The sequence below is a fragment of the Roseateles sp. genome (assembly GCF_047654785.1).
In the GTDB taxonomy this organism is placed as follows: Bacteria; Pseudomonadota; Gammaproteobacteria; order Burkholderiales; family Burkholderiaceae_C; genus Pelomonas.
In genome coordinates this window covers 1,187,437-1,204,626 of record NZ_JASGKQ010000003.1, presented here as the reverse complement: position 1 = coordinate 1,204,626, position 17,190 = coordinate 1,187,437, and the positions used below count along the sequence as shown (strand labels likewise).

At 71.2% G+C, this 17,190-nt stretch carries 11 protein-coding genes; 6 read left to right on the top strand and 5 right to left on the bottom strand.

Translation table 11 applies throughout. The features are described from left to right. Positions 1–152 precede the first annotated feature (152 nt). Together QM788_RS14660 and QM788_RS14655 are read left to right on the top strand one after the other, a co-directional pair. On the top strand, positions 153–2,531 hold the full coding sequence (locus QM788_RS14660) for an alpha-amylase family glycosyl hydrolase (protein WP_415662197.1): 2,379 nt from the start codon (positions 153–155) through the stop codon (positions 2,529–2,531). After that, positions 2,528–3,415, top strand: coding sequence for an aldo/keto reductase (locus QM788_RS14655; RefSeq protein WP_415662196.1), 888 nt, complete (start codon positions 2,528–2,530; stop codon positions 3,413–3,415). Before QM788_RS14660 ends, QM788_RS14655 begins: the two co-directional genes overlap by 4 nt. Positions 3,416–3,431: 16 nt before the next feature. Here QM788_RS14655 and QM788_RS14650 read toward each other — a convergent pair whose 3' ends face one another. The 4 genes from QM788_RS14650 to glk all read right to left on the bottom strand — a co-directional run bounded on the left by QM788_RS14650 (position 3,432) and on the right by glk (position 11,996). Then, positions 3,432–6,131: an alpha-amylase family glycosyl hydrolase gene (locus QM788_RS14650; RefSeq protein WP_415662195.1), complete on the bottom strand. Its 2,700-nt coding sequence runs from the start codon at positions 6,129–6,131 to the stop codon at positions 3,432–3,434. A gap of 4 nt (positions 6,132–6,135) precedes the next feature. Beyond that, on the bottom strand, positions 6,136–7,659 hold the full coding sequence (locus tag QM788_RS14645; protein ID WP_415662194.1) for a tryptophan halogenase family protein: 1,524 nt from the start codon (positions 7,657–7,659) through the stop codon (positions 6,136–6,138). A 76-nt stretch (positions 7,660–7,735) separates the two neighbouring features. Beyond that, the gene (locus tag QM788_RS14640; protein ID WP_415662193.1) at positions 7,736–10,537 is read right to left on the bottom strand and encodes a TonB-dependent receptor; all 2,802 of its coding nucleotides are present in this window, start codon (positions 10,535–10,537) and stop codon (positions 7,736–7,738) included. A gap of 451 nt (positions 10,538–10,988) precedes the next feature. Next, positions 10,989–11,996 (bottom strand): glucokinase, encoded by a 1,008-nt coding sequence (gene glk / locus QM788_RS14635; protein ID WP_415662192.1) that lies wholly within the window; start codon positions 11,994–11,996, stop codon positions 10,989–10,991. A 300-nt stretch (positions 11,997–12,296) separates the two neighbouring features. Between glk and QM788_RS14630 the strand changes: the two genes are divergently transcribed. The 4 genes from QM788_RS14630 (at position 12,297) to QM788_RS14615 (ending at position 15,902) form a co-directional block, all read left to right on the top strand. Further along, complete coding sequence (locus QM788_RS14630; RefSeq protein WP_415662191.1) at positions 12,297–14,210, top strand: glucokinase; 1,914 nt, start codon at positions 12,297–12,299, stop codon at positions 14,208–14,210. Between the two features lie 4 nt (positions 14,211–14,214). Then, positions 14,215–14,997 (top strand): glutaminyl-peptide cyclotransferase, encoded by a 783-nt coding sequence (locus tag QM788_RS14625; RefSeq protein ID WP_415662190.1) that lies wholly within the window; start codon positions 14,215–14,217, stop codon positions 14,995–14,997. An 89-nt stretch (positions 14,998–15,086) separates the two neighbouring features. Next, positions 15,087–15,383, top strand: coding sequence for a DUF1778 domain-containing protein (locus QM788_RS14620; protein WP_415662189.1), 297 nt, complete (start codon positions 15,087–15,089; stop codon positions 15,381–15,383). After that, positions 15,384–15,902 (top strand): GNAT family N-acetyltransferase, encoded by a 519-nt coding sequence (locus QM788_RS14615; protein WP_415662188.1) that lies wholly within the window; start codon positions 15,384–15,386, stop codon positions 15,900–15,902. It begins immediately after the preceding gene. Positions 15,903–15,909: 7 nt separating this feature from the next. On the opposite strand, the gene QM788_RS14610 is transcribed toward QM788_RS14615, so the two are convergent. Next, positions 15,910–17,088 (bottom strand): acyl-CoA dehydrogenase, encoded by a 1,179-nt coding sequence (locus QM788_RS14610; protein WP_415662187.1) that lies wholly within the window; start codon positions 17,086–17,088, stop codon positions 15,910–15,912. Positions 17,089–17,190 lie beyond the last annotated feature (102 nt).

Below are 17,190 nucleotides of genomic sequence, written 5' to 3'. Positions count from 1 at the left end.
AACGCGAGCGAGTCTGGCCGGCCCCCCGAGGGGGCGGCGATGCTTGCGGCGTCGAACCGCAAGCACATCGCCCACCGGGCCGGCTTGGGGCGGCCCGGCGCTCGGCCCGCTAATTTCGCGTTTGGCATGGGCCGCTGGCGCGGCCTGGAGACATGATGAAGACCACTGCGCTGATCGCCGCGCTGCTTTCGTTCGCCCCGATGACCCACGCCGCCAAGTGCATCGCACCGCCGCTGGGCGCCGCCACCCTGTACCTGCGCGGCGGCCTGAACAACTGGACCGCGCAGGACGAACAGGCGTTCAGGTTCAAATGCGACGCCTACTACCTGAACGTGGACGCGCGCGGCACGCAGGAGTTCAAGATCGCCGACGAGGACTGGACGCCCGCGCTGACGGTGGGCGTCGATGCCAGCGACCGGATCGCCCGCGGCGCCACCGTCGTCGGCAACCTGAAGCGCGACTTCACCGGCGCCCACACGCTGCGCCTGGCCTTCGACCCGGCCGGCCAGCCCAGCCTGAAGGTCGGCCCGCTGAGCTTCGTCGACCCCGGCAACCCGCCGATCAAGGACGCCGCCGCGCTGTCCACGCACTTCGACTCGCGCGCCGCCGCGTCCAAGTCGCCGTTCGGCGCGCAGCCCCAGGGCACCGAGTTCACGTTCCGCATCGGCAACGACGTGCCGGGCCTGAAGCGCGCGACCCTCGTCATCGAGCGCCGCTCGATGACCGGCAACCAGGAACAGCTCGACTACCAGCAGGTCGCCCGCATCGCGATGGCGCCCGAGCCGCGCGGCCGCGGCACCGGCTTCACGGCGCGCCACCGCTTCGCCGACGTCGGCGTCTACGGCTACTGGTTCGAGATCGAGACCGCTCAGGGCAAGTACGCGCTGCAGAACAACAAGGACAGCGTCTACTGGACCCGCGAGAAGGGCTCCATGGGCGCCGCCACCGTCGAGCGCCTGCCGGCCGACGCCAAGCGCATCCGCCGCTACCGCCAGACCGTCTACGCGCCCGGCTTCCAGGTGCCGGCCTGGGCGCGCGACGTCGTCTACTACTACGTCTTCCCCGAGCGCTTCCGCAACGGCGACAAGACGAACGACCCGCGCCCCGGAGGCGGCCGGCCGCAGGACCGCTACCAGGACCACGACGTGGAGCGCCACGCCAGCTGGAACGAAAAGCCCTTCCGGCCCGGCACGGGCGACGGCTCCGACGCGCTGCACAACAACGACTTCTTCGGCGGCGACCTGGCCGGCCTGACGAGCAAGCTGGACTACATCCAGGGCCTGGGCGCCAACGCGATCTACATGACGCCGGTGTTCCGCGCACCCAGCAACCACAAGTACGACACGGCCGACTACAAGCAGATCGACCCCGCCTTCGGCAGCAACGCCGACTTCGAGCGCCTGTGCGCCGAGGCCGCGAAGCGCGGCATCCGCGTCATCCCCGACACCTCGCTGAACCACGTCGGCGCCGACTCGCCCTACTTCAACCGCTTCAACAACTTCCCGGCTGGCGGCGCGTTCGACAACGGCAAGATCAATCCCGCGTCGCCTTATGCGAGCTGGTTCAAGTTCAAGCCCCAAGAACCCAACCCCGACAAGCAGTTCCAGGGCTGGGCCGGCGTCACCGACCTGCCCGAGATCGACAAGGCCAGCCCGTCCTTCCGCGCCTACGCGTACCGCGACAAGGACTCGGTGACCCATTACTGGCTGGACCGCGGCGCGGCCGGCTGGCGCATGGACGTGGCGCCCTGGGTGCCCGACGACTTCTGGCGCGAATGGCGCCAGGCCGTGAAGGCGAAGCGGCCCGACGCGCTGACGGTGGCCGAGACCTGGTTCGACGCCAGCAAGTACTTCCTCGGCGACATGTTCGACTCGACGATGAACTACATCTTCCGCAACGCGGTGCTGGACTACGCCGCCGGCAAGCCCGCGCAGCAGATGGCCGCCAACCTGGAGCTGATGCGCGAGGCCTACCCGCCGCAGGCCTTCTCCGCGCTGATGAACCTGCTGTCCACCCACGACCAGCCGCGCGCGCTGCACCACGTCGGCGAACAGCGCGACCTCGCGCTGGCCAAGCGCCGCCTGCGCCTGGCCGTGTTCTTCCAGATGACCTACCCCGGCGCGCCCACCATCTACTACGGCGACGAGGTGGGCCTGGGCGGCGGCGAGGACCCGTTCAACCGCGCGCCCTACCCCTGGGCCGACGAAGGCGGCCAGCCCGACGAGGCGCTGCTGGCCGACTTCAAGCGCCTGGTCAAGCTGCGCCACGGCCTGCCCGTGCTGCGCCACGGCACGCTGCAGGCGCCGCTGCAGGTGGACGACCACGTCATCGTGCTCGCCCGCCAGGACGGCGACACCTGGGCCGTCACCGCCACCAACAACAGCACCGAGCCGCGCACCGTCTCCGTGCGCCTGCCCTTCGCGGCGCGCACGCTGCGCGACGCGCTCGGCGGCGAGGCGGTCGCCGTCACCGGCGGCAGGCTCCAGCTGACCGTGCCACCGCTGTTCGGCCGCGTGCTCGTCACCCCATGATCCACAACCCCCTCGGCCGCACCGGCCTCCAGGTCTCCGCGCTGGGCTTCGGCGCGATGCACATCAACGACGAGCGCACCACCGAGGCCGAGGCCGGCGCGCTGCTCAACCGCGTGCTGGACGCCGGCATCACCCTCATCGACACCGCGCGCGGCTACGGCCTCAGCGAGGCGCGCATCGGCCGCCACCTGGCGCACCGGCGCGGCGAGTTCGTGCTGTCCACCAAGGTCGGCTACGGCGTCGAGGGCGTGCCGGACTGGACCTACGACTGCATCGTCCGCGGCGTCGAGCGCGCGCTCGCGCTGATGAAGACCGACGTGCTCGACATCGTCCACCTGCACTCCTGCCCGCTGCCGGTGCTGCAGCAGGGCGACGTGACGCGGGCGCTGGCCGACTGCCGCGCCGCCGGCAAGCTGCGCGTGGCCGCCTACTCGGGCGACAACGCGGAGGCCGGCTTCGCCATCGCCAGCGGCGCCTTCGGCTGCCTGCAGACCTCCATCAGCCTGTGCGACCAGGCCCACCTCCAGGCGCGCGCCGCGCTGGCCGACCACGCCGGCCTCGGCGTCATCGCCAAGCGCCCGCTGGCCGGCGCCGTGTGGCGCCATGCGCAGCGGCCCGGCGACTTCGCCGAAGGCCAGTACTGGGACCGCTTCCAGGCCATGGGCCTGCCGCCGCAGGACGACTGGGCTGGCGTGGCGCTGCGCTTCGCCGCCTTCCACGCCGGCGCGGCCAGCGCCATCGTCGGCACGGCCAACGCGGCCCACCTGCGCCGCAACCTCGACGCCATCGCCCAAGGCCCGCTGCCCGCCGCGCTGGTGTGTACCCTGCGCGACGCCTTCGGCCGCCACGGCCACGGCCAGGAAGCCTGGCCGGGCCTGATCTGAGCCGGGTTCAGCGGGCTCAGGCCCGCGGCTTCAGCGGCCAGCAGGTCAGCGCCGAGCGGGCCCAGACGCCGCCCTGCGCGACCACGGCCAGGTCCTGGCTGGTCTCGGACGGGAAGACCAGCTCCGTCAGGCTGACCCGGCCGTCGCCCGAGAACACCTCGACCGAGCAGCGGTCCACCAGCACCTGCAGCGCCAGCGGGCCGCACGCGCCGGCCCAGGCCTGCTCGCGCCGACCGGCCCAGTGCCGCGCCGAGGGCTGGGCGCCGCTGGCGCTGCGGTCGATCCAGACCCGCCCGGCGCGGTGGTCCAGGCCGATGCGCACCAGTTCGCCGTTCGCGCCGCAGCGCAGGCCGAGCATCGACGACTCGGCCGCGCCGGGGTCCAGTTCCCACAGCAGCTCGCAGCAGTCGCCGGCCGCCGCGATGACGCCCGCGCCCGCGAGTTGCCGCGCCTCGCCGCGCAGCGCCGCGGTGGACACCGGCGCCTGCGCCAGCCGCCAGCCCTCGGGCGCCCGCACGAGCGACAGCTCGCGCGGCAGCGCCATCGCGCCGCGCCAGGGCGCCGTCGGCGTGTCCTTGGCGTAGGCATGCTGGTTCATCCAGGCCAGCCACAGCGGCCGGCGGCCGGCGGGCAGGCCGCCGAAGGACAGCGCGGCGTAGAAGTCGCTGCCGTGGTCGGCCCAGAAGGCCTCGCCCTCGGCGGTGAAGGCGCGGCCGTCGAAGCGGCCGACCCAGCACTGCGCGCCGCTGCCGGCCGGGTGGCCGTCGAAGGTGTCCACCTTCAGCAGCCAGCGGTCCTGCTCGGGGAAGTGGATCAGGTCCGGGCACTCCCAGATCGCGCGCGTCTCGCCGGCCGGGCCGAAGTGGCTGAGCTGCGTCCAGTCGCGCAGGTTGGCGCTGGCGTAGAAGGCGACGCGGTGCTCGTCCGGCAGCACGACGGCCATGACCCAGCGCCCGCTCGGCGCATGCCAGAACACCTTGGGGTCGCGGAAGTCGCGCAGGCCGAGGTCGAGCACCGGATTGCCGGCGTGCTTCGTCCAGCTCGTGCCGCCGTCGCGGCTGTAGGCCAGGTCCTGCGCCTGGCCGCCCTCGGGCCGACGCAGCGCGCCGGTGTAGATCGCCACCCAGGCGCCCGCGCCAAAGCCGGCGGTGTTGGCGTGGTCGATGACGACGCTGCCCGAGAAGATGGACGCGCGCTCGTCCTCGGGGATGGCCAGCGGCAGGTGCTCCCAGTGCAGCAGGTCGCGGCTGCTCGCGTGGCCCCAGCTCATGTGGCCCCACTGGTCGCCGAAGGGGTTGTATTGGTAGAACAGGTGGTAGACCCCGGTGGCGGCGTCGAAGACCAGGCCGTTGGGGTCGTTGATCCAGTTCCTGCGCGGGCTGAAGTGGAAGGCCGGGCGGTAGCCGCCCTCGGCCGTGATGGCCCAGCGCCAGGGCGCGAGCGGGCGGCCCTGCCAGACCTGCGGCCGGCCCGACAGGTTCACCGCCACGCGCACCACGTCATCGCCCTGCCGGCGCTCGAAGGCGACCACGTCGTCCGGCGCGTCCAGCAGCGTCACCGGCCCGCCGTAGGGGCCGGCGGCCAGCGCCGGGTGGCGGTGCTTGAGCGCGGTCAGCTCGCGGTAGAAGCCGGCCAGCTCGTGGCGGCCCCAGGCGATGGGGTCTTTCTCGAAGAAGGCCAGCCGCTTGGCCAGCCCGGATTCCTGGCCGTTGTAGATCAGCGGCATGCCGGGCAGCGTGAAGCTCAGCACCGCGAGCGCCTGGCGGGCGTCGCCGTACAGCTCGGCGTCGGTGCCGTGCCAGGAGTTGAAGTCGTGGTTGCTCGTGAAGCGCATCCGCAAGGCGTGCGCCGGGTAGCCGGCCGGCTGCTGGGCCAGCCAGGCCTTCAGCAGCGGCACGCCCGGCTCGCCCTGGCCGATCTTCTTGAACACCTGGTCGGGCAGCGTCCAGTCGTAGGTCATGTCGAACGCGCCGCTGGTGTGCAGGTCGATGGCGTCGGACTCGGCCAGCATGAACATCGGCTTGACGGCCTCCAGCGCGCGGCGGGCGCGCACCCAGAAGTCCGTCGGCACCAGGCTGGCCACGTCGCAGCGGAAGCCGTCCAGCCCCGTCTCGCGCACCCAGAAGGCCATCGCGTCGATCATCGCGGCGCGCAGGCCCTGGCTGCGGTAGTCCAGGCCGATCACGTCGTCCCAGCGCTCCTCGCCCGGCTGGCCCTCGTTGAAGGTGACGGCGTAGACCTCGCCCTTGGCGTTCAGCTTGTACCAGTCCTTGTGCGCGCTGGCCCAGGGGTGGTCCCAGGCGGTGTGGTTGGCCACCCAGTCGAGGATGACCTTGAAGCCCAGTTGGTGCGCGGCGGCGACGAAGGCCTTCGCGTCGGCCAGCGTGCCGAACTCGGGGTTCACGGCCGTGTAGTCGCGGATCGAGTAGTAGCTGCCGAGCCTGCCCTTGCGGTTCAGCGCGCCGATGGGCTGCCAGGGCATCAGCCAGAGGATGTCCACGCCCAGCGCCTTGAGCCGCGGCAGGTCCGCCTGCACGGCGGCCAGCGTGCCGGCCTCGGAGTACTGGCGCACGTTGATCTGGTAGATGACGGCCTGGCGGGTCCAGGCGGGGTGGGGCATGTCGGCGGCAGGGGCACTCATGGCGGGCAGCGCGGCGGCGGCGGCAAAGGCGGGAATGGCGCCGAGGACGGCGCGGCGGGTGGGCAGCAGGTTCATGGATTCATCCTTGCGGCGCAACGGCCGCGCAATGCTGGGCGATGAAGTCCTCGTGCGAGGGCATCACCTCGGCGCAGTTGGCGATGACGTCGCGCACGCTTTGCAGGTAGGCGTGCGTCTCGGCCTCGTCGATGAGATCGGCCAGCGGGTGGTAGCCGCGGGCCTTCAGGTTCTGGCCATGCATGACCTGCAGCCAACCCACCTCGGCGAACAGCTCGTTGCCCTCGCGCACGATGCGGCCGTTGCGCTGGTACAGCTCGATCTTGGCGGCCAGCGTGTCGGGGATGGGCATCTCGCGGCAATAGCGCCAGAACTCGGAGTCGTCGCGCTGGTTGGCGTGGTAGTGCAGGATCAGGAAGTCGCGGATGCGCTCGTACTCGAAGCGCGACTGGCGGTTGTACTCGTCGATGTCGGCCTGCTCGAAGCCTGCGCTCGGGAAGAATTCGATCAGCCGCGCGATGGCCGTCTGCACGAGGTGGATGCTGGTGGATTCCAGCGGCTCCATGAAGCCGCTCGCCAGGCCCATGGACACGACGTTGCGGTTCCAGGCCTGGCGGCGCATGCCGGTCGTGAAGCGCAGCAGGCGCGGCTCGGCCAGCGGCTGACCGTCGAGGTTGGCGAGCAGGATGCGCTGCGCCTCGTCCTCGGCCATGAAGCCGCTGCTGAAGACATGGCCGTTGCCGATGCGGTGCTGCAGCGGGATGCGCCACTGCCAGCCGGCCGTGTGCGCGGTGGAGCGGGTGTAGGGCGTCAGCGGCGCAACGCTCGCGCAAGGCACGGCGATGGCGCGGTCGCAGGGCAGCCAGCGCGACCAGTCCTCGTAGCCGGTGTGCAGCACCTGCTCGATGAGCAGGCCGCGGAAGCCCGAGCAGTCGATGAACAGCTCGCCCGCCACCGCGCGGCCGTCGGCCAGCACGACGGACTCGACGCGGCCGCTCAGCCCGCCGAGCTTGGCATCGACGATGCGGCCCTCGATGCGCGTGACGCCGCGGCCTTCCGCGTACTTGCGCAGGTAGCGCGCGTACAGGCCGGCGTCGAAGTGGAAGGCGTAGGCGATCTCGGCCAGCGGCGAGTTGCCGGCGTCGGCCGCCGGCCGCATGAAGCGGTTGCGGACGGCGGCGGCGCGGGTGATGGCGTAGTCCGCCAGGTCGCCCGCCTGGCCGGCGTTGTAGAGCTTGCGCCAGTAGTGCTCGAAAGGCACCGTGCCGAGCTGCTGGCCGATGCGGCCGAAGCCGTGCATGTAGCGGTCGCCGACGCGGCCCCAGTTCACGAACTCGATGGCGAGCTTGAACGTCGCCTGCGTCTCGCGCATGAACTCGTCCTCGTCGAGCTCCAGCACCTGGTTGAAGCGCTGGATCATCGGGATCGTGGCCTCGCCGACGCCCACGGTGCCGATCTCCTCGGACTCGACGAGCGTGACGCCGACCCGGCCCTTCAGCAGCTTGGCCAGCGCCGCCGCGGCCATCCAGCCGGCCGTACCGCCGCCGACGATGACGACGTTGCGGATGAGACGTGATTGATCTTGCATGCCTGGTCTTCCGGATTCGAAAAAGCCCCTGCCCGGGCGGTGCCGAACAGGGGCTTCAGGACGGCTTCAGGGCCGGTCAGAACTTGTAGTTCACGCCCATCAGGTAGGTCTTGCCATACCGGCGCTTGACGGATGGGTCGGCCGGCGTCTCCTTGAATTCCACGTAGGGCTCGTTCTTGACGTTGTTGGCCTGCACCAGCAGCGTCAGGCCCTTGAGCCAGCCTTGCTGGAAGCTGTAGGACACCTGCGCATCGGTGACGCGCTCGCTCTTGATGTAGATGAGCTGGTTGTCGCCGTACTGGTCGGCGATGGAGCCGAGGAAGTCCGAGCGATAGCGCTGGCCCAGGCGGGCCTCGAAGCCCCACTTCTCGAAGTACAGCGCGAAGCCGCGCACTTCCTTGGACAGCCCCGGCATCGGGATCGTTGCCGTCGAGACACCGTTCTTGAACCCCGACGACGGCAGCGATACCGAGCTGTGCGTGCGCGCGTAGTTGGCCTGCAGACCGAAACCGTCCAGCCACGACGACACGATGTTCAGCGGCATCGAGGCGGCCAGTTCCACGCCGCTGATGTTGCCGCCCGAGCCGTTCGTCGGCGCCGTCAGCACGCCGATGGGCGATGCGGTGGGCGGCGTGTTGGCGGTGATGTAGTCCGAGAAGTCGAACTGCGTCGGCGAGCGCAGGATGTAGCTGCTGAGCTTCTTGTAGAAGCCCGCCACGCTCACGTAAGCCTGCTTGCCCCAGTACTTTTCGTAGGACAGGTCCAGGGCAATCGCGCGGAAGGGGTTCAGCTTGGTGTTGCCGCCGTCCCCCGTCAGCCGATTGCCGTTGGTGGCATCCAGCGTGGCGTTGAGGTTCAGGCTGGCGCGCATGTCATCCAGCGTCGGACGGGCCAGTTGGCGGGCCAGGCCGAAACGCACCGTGTTGCCGTTGCCCAGGTCGCCGACGAGGTTCATGCTGGGCAGCACGTCGTAGTACTTCTTGCCCACCGTGTTGCTGCCGAGGTCGCAGACGTCGCCAGGGCAAGGCGTCGCGCGGTCGGCGCTGAAGGCGGTGGAGCTCTGGTCGGTATGCACGAGCTGCACGCCGGCATTGCCGCGCACCGGGATGCCGAACAGCTCGCTGTCGATGCCCAGTTTGGCGTAGGCGGTGGCGACCTTCTCGGAGACCACCCAGTTCTTGTTGGCGATGTCCGGCACCAGCTTGGCGGCGATGGTGTAGATGGAGCCGACGGAGCCGTCCGGATTCCACGCCACGTAGGGCGTGCCGGTCTGCGGCGCGACGGCGGCCACGCCGCCGGGCACCGGGACGGCGGCGACCGGGTCGGTGGGCGAGCCGACGATCAGGCGGCCTTCGACGTAGGTGCGGGTCTTCTTGCGGTCGGAGTAGTTGAAGCCCAGGTCCACGTCGGCGAAGAAGCCGCCGTCCAGGTTGCGCTTGGCGCTCAGGCGGAAGGCGTTCAGTTCGTCGTCGGTGTGCGCGATCTTGGAGTAGCCGGCCTGCGGCAGCACGCCGCCACCCCAGCCCGCGGCGTCGGTCAGCTGGATCTTGCTGAGGTCGTCGGGGGCGTAGGGGAAGGTGTATTTGGCACTCTGCACGCTGGTGCCGTCGAAGCCCGTCCACGACGCGCTGCCGCACAGCGCCGGGTTGGCCTTGCAGTTGCCCGGCAGGCTGGCCGTGGTTTCGAGGTGGGGCGCGTCGCGCTTGGCCTCGGAGGTGGCCAGGTCCAGCACGCCGGTCCAGTCGCCCATGACGAGCTGGTTGTTCCAGCCGATGGAATGCACCTTGTCGTGGTTGGCGTTCAGGTCGTTGCGCGAGATCGCCTTGAAGCCGTCGATCGAGCCGGCGGTGATCACGCCATTGGTCACCGTCGTCGGCGTGACGGTGGTGCCGGCGAAGGTCTGGCCCCAGCCGGGGAAGGCCGGCGCCAGCGGCACCTGCACGCCCTGCTCCAGCTGCGTGGAGTCGAACTTGGTGACGAACACGTCCAGCGTGCTGTTGAAGTTCTTGTTGGGCTTCCATTGCAGCGTGCCCATGAAGGCGTCGCGCTTCTGGTCGCCGCTGTCGATGAAGTCATTGAAGCCGCCCGGCGCCTTGCCCAGCGTGGCCTGCGGGCACTTGCCGCCCACGTCGGCCACCGGGCAGACGTCGTTGACGCCCCAGGAGTTGAAGTTCTGCGTCGTGCCCAGCGTTTCCTTCAGGCGCGCGAAGCCCAGGGCCACGCCGATGGTGCGGTCGGCGAACTGGTCGATGTAGGCGAAGTTCACGCGCGAGCCGCTGCCGGCCGGCGTGTCCAGGCCCTTGCCCAGCTTCACCTCGCGGTAGTTGATCGCCACCACGCGCTGGCCGAAGTTCAGCGGCCGGGCCGATTCCATGTTGATCGTGCCGGACAGGCCCTGGCCGATCAGGCCGGCGTCGGGCGTCTTGTAGACCGTCACGCCGCTCAGCAGCTCGGAGGGGTACTGGTCGAACTCGACGTAGCGGCTGTCGCCGGTGGACACCTGCTCGCGGCCGTTCAGCAGCGAGGTGGCGAAGTCGGGCGAAAAGCCGCGCACGCTGATGGCCGACGCGCGGCCGTTGACGCGCTGCGCCGCCAGGCCGGGCAGGCGGGCGATGGACTCGGCGATGCTGGTGTCGGGCAGCTTGCCGATGTCTTCGGCCGAGACGGCCTCGACGATGGAGTCGCTGTTGCGCTTGACCGAGATCGCGTCCTCGATGCCCTTGCGGATGCCGGTGACGGTCACCGTTTCGAGCTGCTGCGGGGTGTCGGCCTGCTGCGCCATCGCGCCGGTGGCGGCGATCAGCAGCGAGCAGCCCACGGCCACCGGGCTGATGCGGAAGGACATGCGCGGCTGGGCCGTGCGCTTGTCGTGGTTCATGAAGGTCTCCTCTGGTCCATGGCTAAAGGCTGAGCCCCCGCGTGCCGACGCACATTTTTGGGGCGAGAACCCAATGTCTCGGGCATGTTTGTATCAAAACTAGATTTTCCGCCGCACCTGCGTAAACCCTAGACGTTGCGAAGAAACGACCGAATTTCGGCCGAATACCAAGGGTCAACCCTTGCATAAGCCGCGCAAATCCGCCATGCACCCCTTCGGGTCGGCACCGGATCGGGGCGAAGTTGTAGCTCAACTACAGAACTTGCCGCAGCGATGTTTCATGCACCATCGCCGGCCCCGCTGCGCCATGCCGGTGAACCGGGCGGCGGCGCCCGGCGGCCACGCTGGCGCGGCCTGCCCGCACCTGGGCGGGTGCCGGCGGCATTCCGGGCAACAAGGAAAAAAGGGGGACGCGGGAGGCGCCGCCGCGGCGTCGCGCGGCGGCGGGGGATCAGGCCTCGGCCTGCTCCAGCGCCATCGCGGCGCCGGACAGCGCGGCCAGCGTGTCGGTGATCAGCGCGGTCGGGATGCCCGCGAGGAAGGGCTGGAAGCGCCCCTTGGCCTCGAAGCGGCGGCGGAACTCGGACTGGAAGAAGCGCTCGCCCAGCCGCGGCACGATGCCGCCGCCGATGAACACGCCGCCGCGTGCGCCCAGCGTCAGCGCGACGTTGCCGGCGAAGCCGCCGAGCATGGCGCAGAACACGTCCAGCGTGCGCGAGCAGGTGGCCGACTCGCCGGCCAGGCCGCGCGCGACGATCTGCTCGGCCGGCAGCGCGGCGGCGCCCTCGCCGCCCTCGCGGCCGTCCCCCAGCACCGCCGCCACCGCGCGGTGCAACACCGGCAGGCCGATGCCCGACAGGAAGCGCTCGGCCGACACATGCGGGAACTCGCGGCGCGCGTGGCCCAGCACGGCGCTTTCGAAGTCGTCGGCGGGCGCCAGCGTCATGTGCCCGCCCTCGCCCGGCAGCGCCAGCCAGCGGCCGGGCGCGCGCACCACGCCGCCCACGCCCAGGCCGGTGCCGGGGCCGATGACGGCCAGCACGGCGCCGGTGGCCAGGCCGTCGGCGGCGGGCGGCGCGGCGCCCCAGGCGCGCCGCTGGTGCGCGCCCAGCCGGGGCAGCGACAGCGCCTGGGCCTCGAAGTCGTTCAGGCACAGCAGCGTCCGCAGGCCCAGCTCGGCCTGGGTCCCGGCGCGCGAGAAGCACCAGGCGCCGTTGGTCAGCTCGATGCGGTCGCCGTCCAGCGCGGTGGCCAGCGCGAAGGCGGCGCTCTGCGGCCGGGGCCGGCCGGGCTGGCCTTCCAGGTAGGCGCGCACCGCGGCGGCCGGGCCGGCGTGGGCCGCGACGGGCAGCACGCGCACGTCCTCCACCGGCGCGCCGGGCCCGGCCACGGTGCCGAAGCGGGCATTGGTGCCGCCCACGTCCGCCACCAGCCAGGGATAGGCGGCGCCACCCCGCACGTCGGACTGCGGAAGCGAGATGTTCGAGAGAGAGGATGGGGCGGGCACGGGTTCGGGAGGCTGAAATGGCAGTCGCGGCGGACGGTAGCAAAACTACACCCCCCCGACAATACAGGCTCACCCCAGTGAGCGGTGGCGCCGCCCCCTGAAGAAGAAGTCCCGGCTGCCCGGCGGAAACGGTCTCGCGCGGGTGCTGTAGTGAAGCTACACCGCCGGCCGGCGCCAGGCGCGGCGGGGCGGCCGGGCGCGCGGCTGCTGAATAATCGCCGCCTCGTCCATCCCGTTGCCGGTCCCGCGCCCATGCCCCGTTTCGACAGCCCCCGCCTGCTTGCCGACATCGGCGGCACCTATGCCCGGTTCGCGCTCGAGACCGGCCCGGGCGAGTTCACGCAGATGGCGTCGCTGCGCTGCGCGGACCATGCCGACTTCCACGCCGCTGTGCGCGCCTACCTGCAGGGCCTGCGCTGGCCGGAGGGCGACCCGCCGCAGATCGCGCACGCCGCCATCGCCATCGCCAACCCGGTGGAGGGCGACCGCGTGCGCATGACCAACTACCACTGGCAGTTCTCCATCGACGAGATGCGCCAGCGCCTCGGGCTGGACACGCTGGTGGTGGTCAACGACTTCACCGCGCTGGCCATGGCCCTGCCCCGGCTGGCCGAGACCGACGTGCGCCAGGTGGGCGGCGGCCAGGCGCGGCGGCCCAGCGTCATCGGCCTGCTGGGCGCGGGCACGGGGCTGGGCGTGTCGGGCCTGATCCCGGCCGGCGAGGGCTGGATCGCGCTGGGCACCGAGGGCGGCCACGTCAACTTCGGCCCGCGCGACGAGCGCGAGATGGACATCCTGAAGTTCGCCTGGCGGACGCTGGACCACGTGTCCTACGAGCGCCTGATCTCCGGCCCCGGCCTGGAGCTGATCCACCGCGCGCTGGCCGAGCGCCACGGCGTGGCCGCCGCGCCGCTGCAGGCGCCGGCCATCACGCAGCGCGCGCTGGAGGACGGCGACCCGCTGTGCCTGGAGACACTGGAGGTGTTCTGCGGGCTGCTCGGCACGGCCGCCGCCAACCTGGCGGTGACGCTGGGCTCGCTGGGCGGCATCTACATCGGCGGCGGCATCGTGCCGCGGCTGGGCGAGTATTTCGACCGCAGCGCCTTCCGCGCGCGCTTCGAGGACAAGGGCCGCTTCCACGACTACGTGGCCGGCATCCCCACCTTCGTCATCACCGCCGAGCACGCCACGTTCAAGGGCGCGTCGGCCATCCTGGAGAACCAGCTGCGCACGCTGCAGGCCTCGCCGGGCTCGGCCATCCTGGGGCAGATCCGCCGCGCGCGCAGCGAGCTGTCGCCGGCCGAGCTGCGCGTGGCCGACCTGGTGCTCGCGCAGCCGCGCTCGGTGCTGAACGACCCGATCGCCGAGATCGCCCGCGCGGCCGGCGTCAGCCAGCCGACCGTGATCCGCTTCTGCCGCTCCCTCGGCTGCGAGGGCCTGTCGGACTTCAAGCTGCGCCTGGCCTCGGGGCTGACGGGCACGGTGCCGGTCACGCACACCCAGGTCAACATCAACGACTCGATGCTGGAGCTGGGCGCCAAGGTGCTGGGCAACACGGCCAGCGCCATCCTGCAGGTGCGCAGCCACCTGAACCGCGACACCATCGACCGCGCCATCGACCTGCTGCTGGCGGCCGGCCGCATCGAGTTCTTCGCGCTGGGCCACTACGGCGTGGTCGCGCAGGACGCGCAGTTCAAGTTCCTGCGCTTCGGCATGCCCTGCGGCGCCTACACCGACCCGCGCCTGCAGCTGCTGGCCGCCGACGTGCTGCGCGAGGGCGACGTGGCCGTCGTCATCAGCAGTGGCGGCCGGCTGCCGGAGCTGCTGCAGGTGATGGAGAAGGCGCAGGAGCGCGGCGCCCGGGTGGTGGCCATCACCGCCAGCCAGAGCCCGCTGGCCCGCAAGGCGGACGTGGCGCTGATCGTCGACCACGTGGAGGACATCGCCACCCAGCTGCCCATGGTCAGCCGCATCCTGCACCTGCTGGTCATCGACATCCTGACGGTGGGCGTCGCGATGCGCCGCAGCCCCGGCAGCCTCGGCGCGCTCGCCGCCGCCAGCGCCGCGGACGACGCGGCCAAGGCCGCCGCGCCCGGCGCCGGCGCTGCGGTGCCGGGCGTCAGCACCGCGTCGCCGCTGGCGCGGCTCACCTCGCACAGCCGCTGACGCCATGCCGCCGACACCCGCCCTCCGCCGCCGCGCGCTGTTCGCCGCCGCCCTGCCGCTGGCCGCCGCCCTGCCCCGCGCCTGGGCCGCCCCGCCGGTGCAGGGCTACCAGGTCGTCAACAGCTATCCGCACGACCCCGGCGCCTTCACGCAGGGCCTGTTCTTCCACGACGGCTTCCTGTACGAGGGCACGGGCCTGCACGGGCGCTCCAGCATCCGCAAGGTGGCGCTGGAGACGGGCCGCGTCGTGCAGGCCGTGGAGCTGCCGGCCGAGTTCTTCGGCGAGGGCATCACGGTCTGGGGCGACCGCCTGATCGGCATCACCTGGCAGGAGCAGACCGCCTTCGTGCTCGACCTGAAGACCTTCAAGCTCTGGCGCAAGTTCAGCTACGCCGGCGAAGGCTGGGGCCTGACGCAGAACGGCCGCGAGCTGATCATGAGCGACGGCTCGGCCGAGCTGCGCTTCCTGGACCCGCTCAGCTTCAGGGAACTGCGCCGCGTGCGCGTGACGGCCGACGGCCGGCCGGTCACGCAGCTCAACGAGCTGGAGTGGGTGGAGGGCGAGGTCTTCGCCAACGTCTGGCAGAGCGACCGCATCGCCCGCATCGACCCGCGGACCGGCAAGGTCGCCGGCTGGATCGACCTCGCCGGCCTGCTGCCCCAGCGCAGCGGCAGCGACGACGTGCTCAACGGCATCGCCTACGACGCGCGCGCCAAGCGGCTGTTCGTCACCGGCAAGCTGTGGCCCAAGCTGTTCGAGATCCGGCTCGTCGGCAAGGCCCGCTGACGGCGCGCTTCGAGGCCGGCCCTCGCCCGTACGGACGGGCGGCGTACACTGCCCGCTGTCGCCGTGCATCCCACCCCGCGAGGCCGCCCATGCTGAACACGCCTGAAGCCCCCGACAAGACGCGCAATGCGCGCCTGGAGGCGCGCATCTCCAGCGACCAGAAAGATTTTTTCCAGCGCGCCGCCACGCTGACCGGGCGCACGCTGAGCGAACTCGTCATCGACAGCACCCAGGAAGCGGCGGCGAAGATCGTGCAGGCGCACGAAGCCGTCCGACTGTCCCGGGAGGAGCAGGTCGCCTTCGTCAGCGCGCTGCTGACGCCGTCCGAGCCGGGCGCGCGCCTCCAGCAAGCCGTCCAGCGCTACCGCCAGCAGGCAGGGCTGTGAGTGGCCCTTGCACTTCTGGCGGAGCACGTCCGTCCGCTTGACAAGGCGCATGACCGCCAGTCCTTCGACTGCGGCCACCCGGGCCTGAATCGCTACCTGCGCGAGCAGGCGCGGCAGGACGCCGAGAAGCGCGTCGCCGCGCCTTTCGCCTTCACGCAGCCGGGCAGCCCGGCGGTGCTCGGCTTCTACACCCTGTCGGCCGCCATCATCCCGGTGCAGGAATTGCCGCCGGACCTGATGAAGCGGTTGCCGCGCTACGGGCAGCTCCCCGTCACCCTGCTCGGCAGGCTGGCCGTGGACCGCTCGGTCGGCGGCCAGGGGGTCGGCGAGTTCCTGCTCGTGGACGCCCTACGCCGCAGCCTCGAAGCCGCGCAGCAGATCGCGGCCATGGCGGTGATCGTCGATGCGAAGGACGAGCGGGCCGAGCGCTTCTACCGGCATTTCGACTTCCAGCCGTTCCAGCGCACCCCGCTGCGCCTGTTCCTGCCCATGGCGCAGGTCGCGCAGCTGTTCGCCTAGGAAGACCTCAGAACGCGGCGATGCCCGTCTGCGCGCGGCCGAGGATCAGCGCGTGGATGTCGTGCGTGCCCTCGTAGGTGTTCACGACCTCCAGGTTGACCAGGTGCCGGGCGATGCCGAACTCGTCCGAGATGCCGTTGCCGCCGAGCATGTCGCGCGCCAGGCGGGCGATCTCCAGGCTCTTGCCGCAGGAGTTGCGCTTCATGATGGACGTGATCTCGACGGCCGCCGTGCCCGCGTCCTTCATACGGCCCAGGCGCAAACAGCCCTGCAGGCCCAGCGTGATCTCGGTCTGCATGTCGGCCAGCTTCTTCTGCACGAGCTGGTTGGCCGCCAGCGGCTTGCCGAACTGCTGGCGGTCCAGCACGTACTGCCGCGCGGTGTGCCAGCAGTCCTCGGCCGCGCCGAGCGCGCCCCAGGCGATGCCGTAGCGCGCGCTGTTCAGGCAGGTGAACGGGCCCTTGAGGCCGCGCACCTCGGGGAAGGCGTTCTCCTCGGGGCAGAACACCTTGTCCAGCACGATCTCGCCGGTGATGGATGCGCGCAGCCCGACCTTGCCGTGGATGGCCGGCGCCGAGAGCCCCCGGGCGCCCTTGTCCAGCACGAAGCCGCGGATCGCGCCCTCGTCGTCCTTGGCCCAGATGACGAACACGTCGGCGATCGGGCTGTTGGTGATCCACATCTTCGCGCCGGTCAGCTCGTAGCCGCCCTCGACCTTGCGCGCCCGCGTGACCATCGAGCCCGGGTCGGAGCCGTGGTTGGGCTCGGTCAGGCCGAAGCAGCCGATCCACTCGCCGCTGGCGAGCCTGGGCAGGTATTTGCGCCTGGTCGCCTCGTTGCCGAACTCGAAGATCGGCACCATCACCAGCGAGGACTGCACGCTCATCATCGAGCGGTAGCCCGAGTCCACGCGCTCCACCTCGCGGGCGATCAGGCCGTAGCTGACGTAGTTCAGCCCGGCGCCGCCGTACTCGGCGGGGATGGTCGGCCCCAGCAGGCCCAGCTCGCCCATCTCGCGGAAGATGGCCGCGTCGGTCTGCTCCCGGCGGAAGGCGTCGCGCACGCGTGGGCGCAGCCGGTCGGTGCAATAGGCGGCCGCCGCGTCGCGCACCATGCGCTCGTCGTCGCTGAGCTGCTCGTTCAGCAGCAGCGGGTCGTCCCAGTGAAAGCTTGCCTTCGCGGCCATCGGCGTCTCCTGAATGTGCGAGCGCCCGGCGGGGTGCCGGGCGCGGGATGGCGGAAGTATTGCGCCTGCCGTCGGCGCCTGTCCAATGCAGGAAACGGCCCC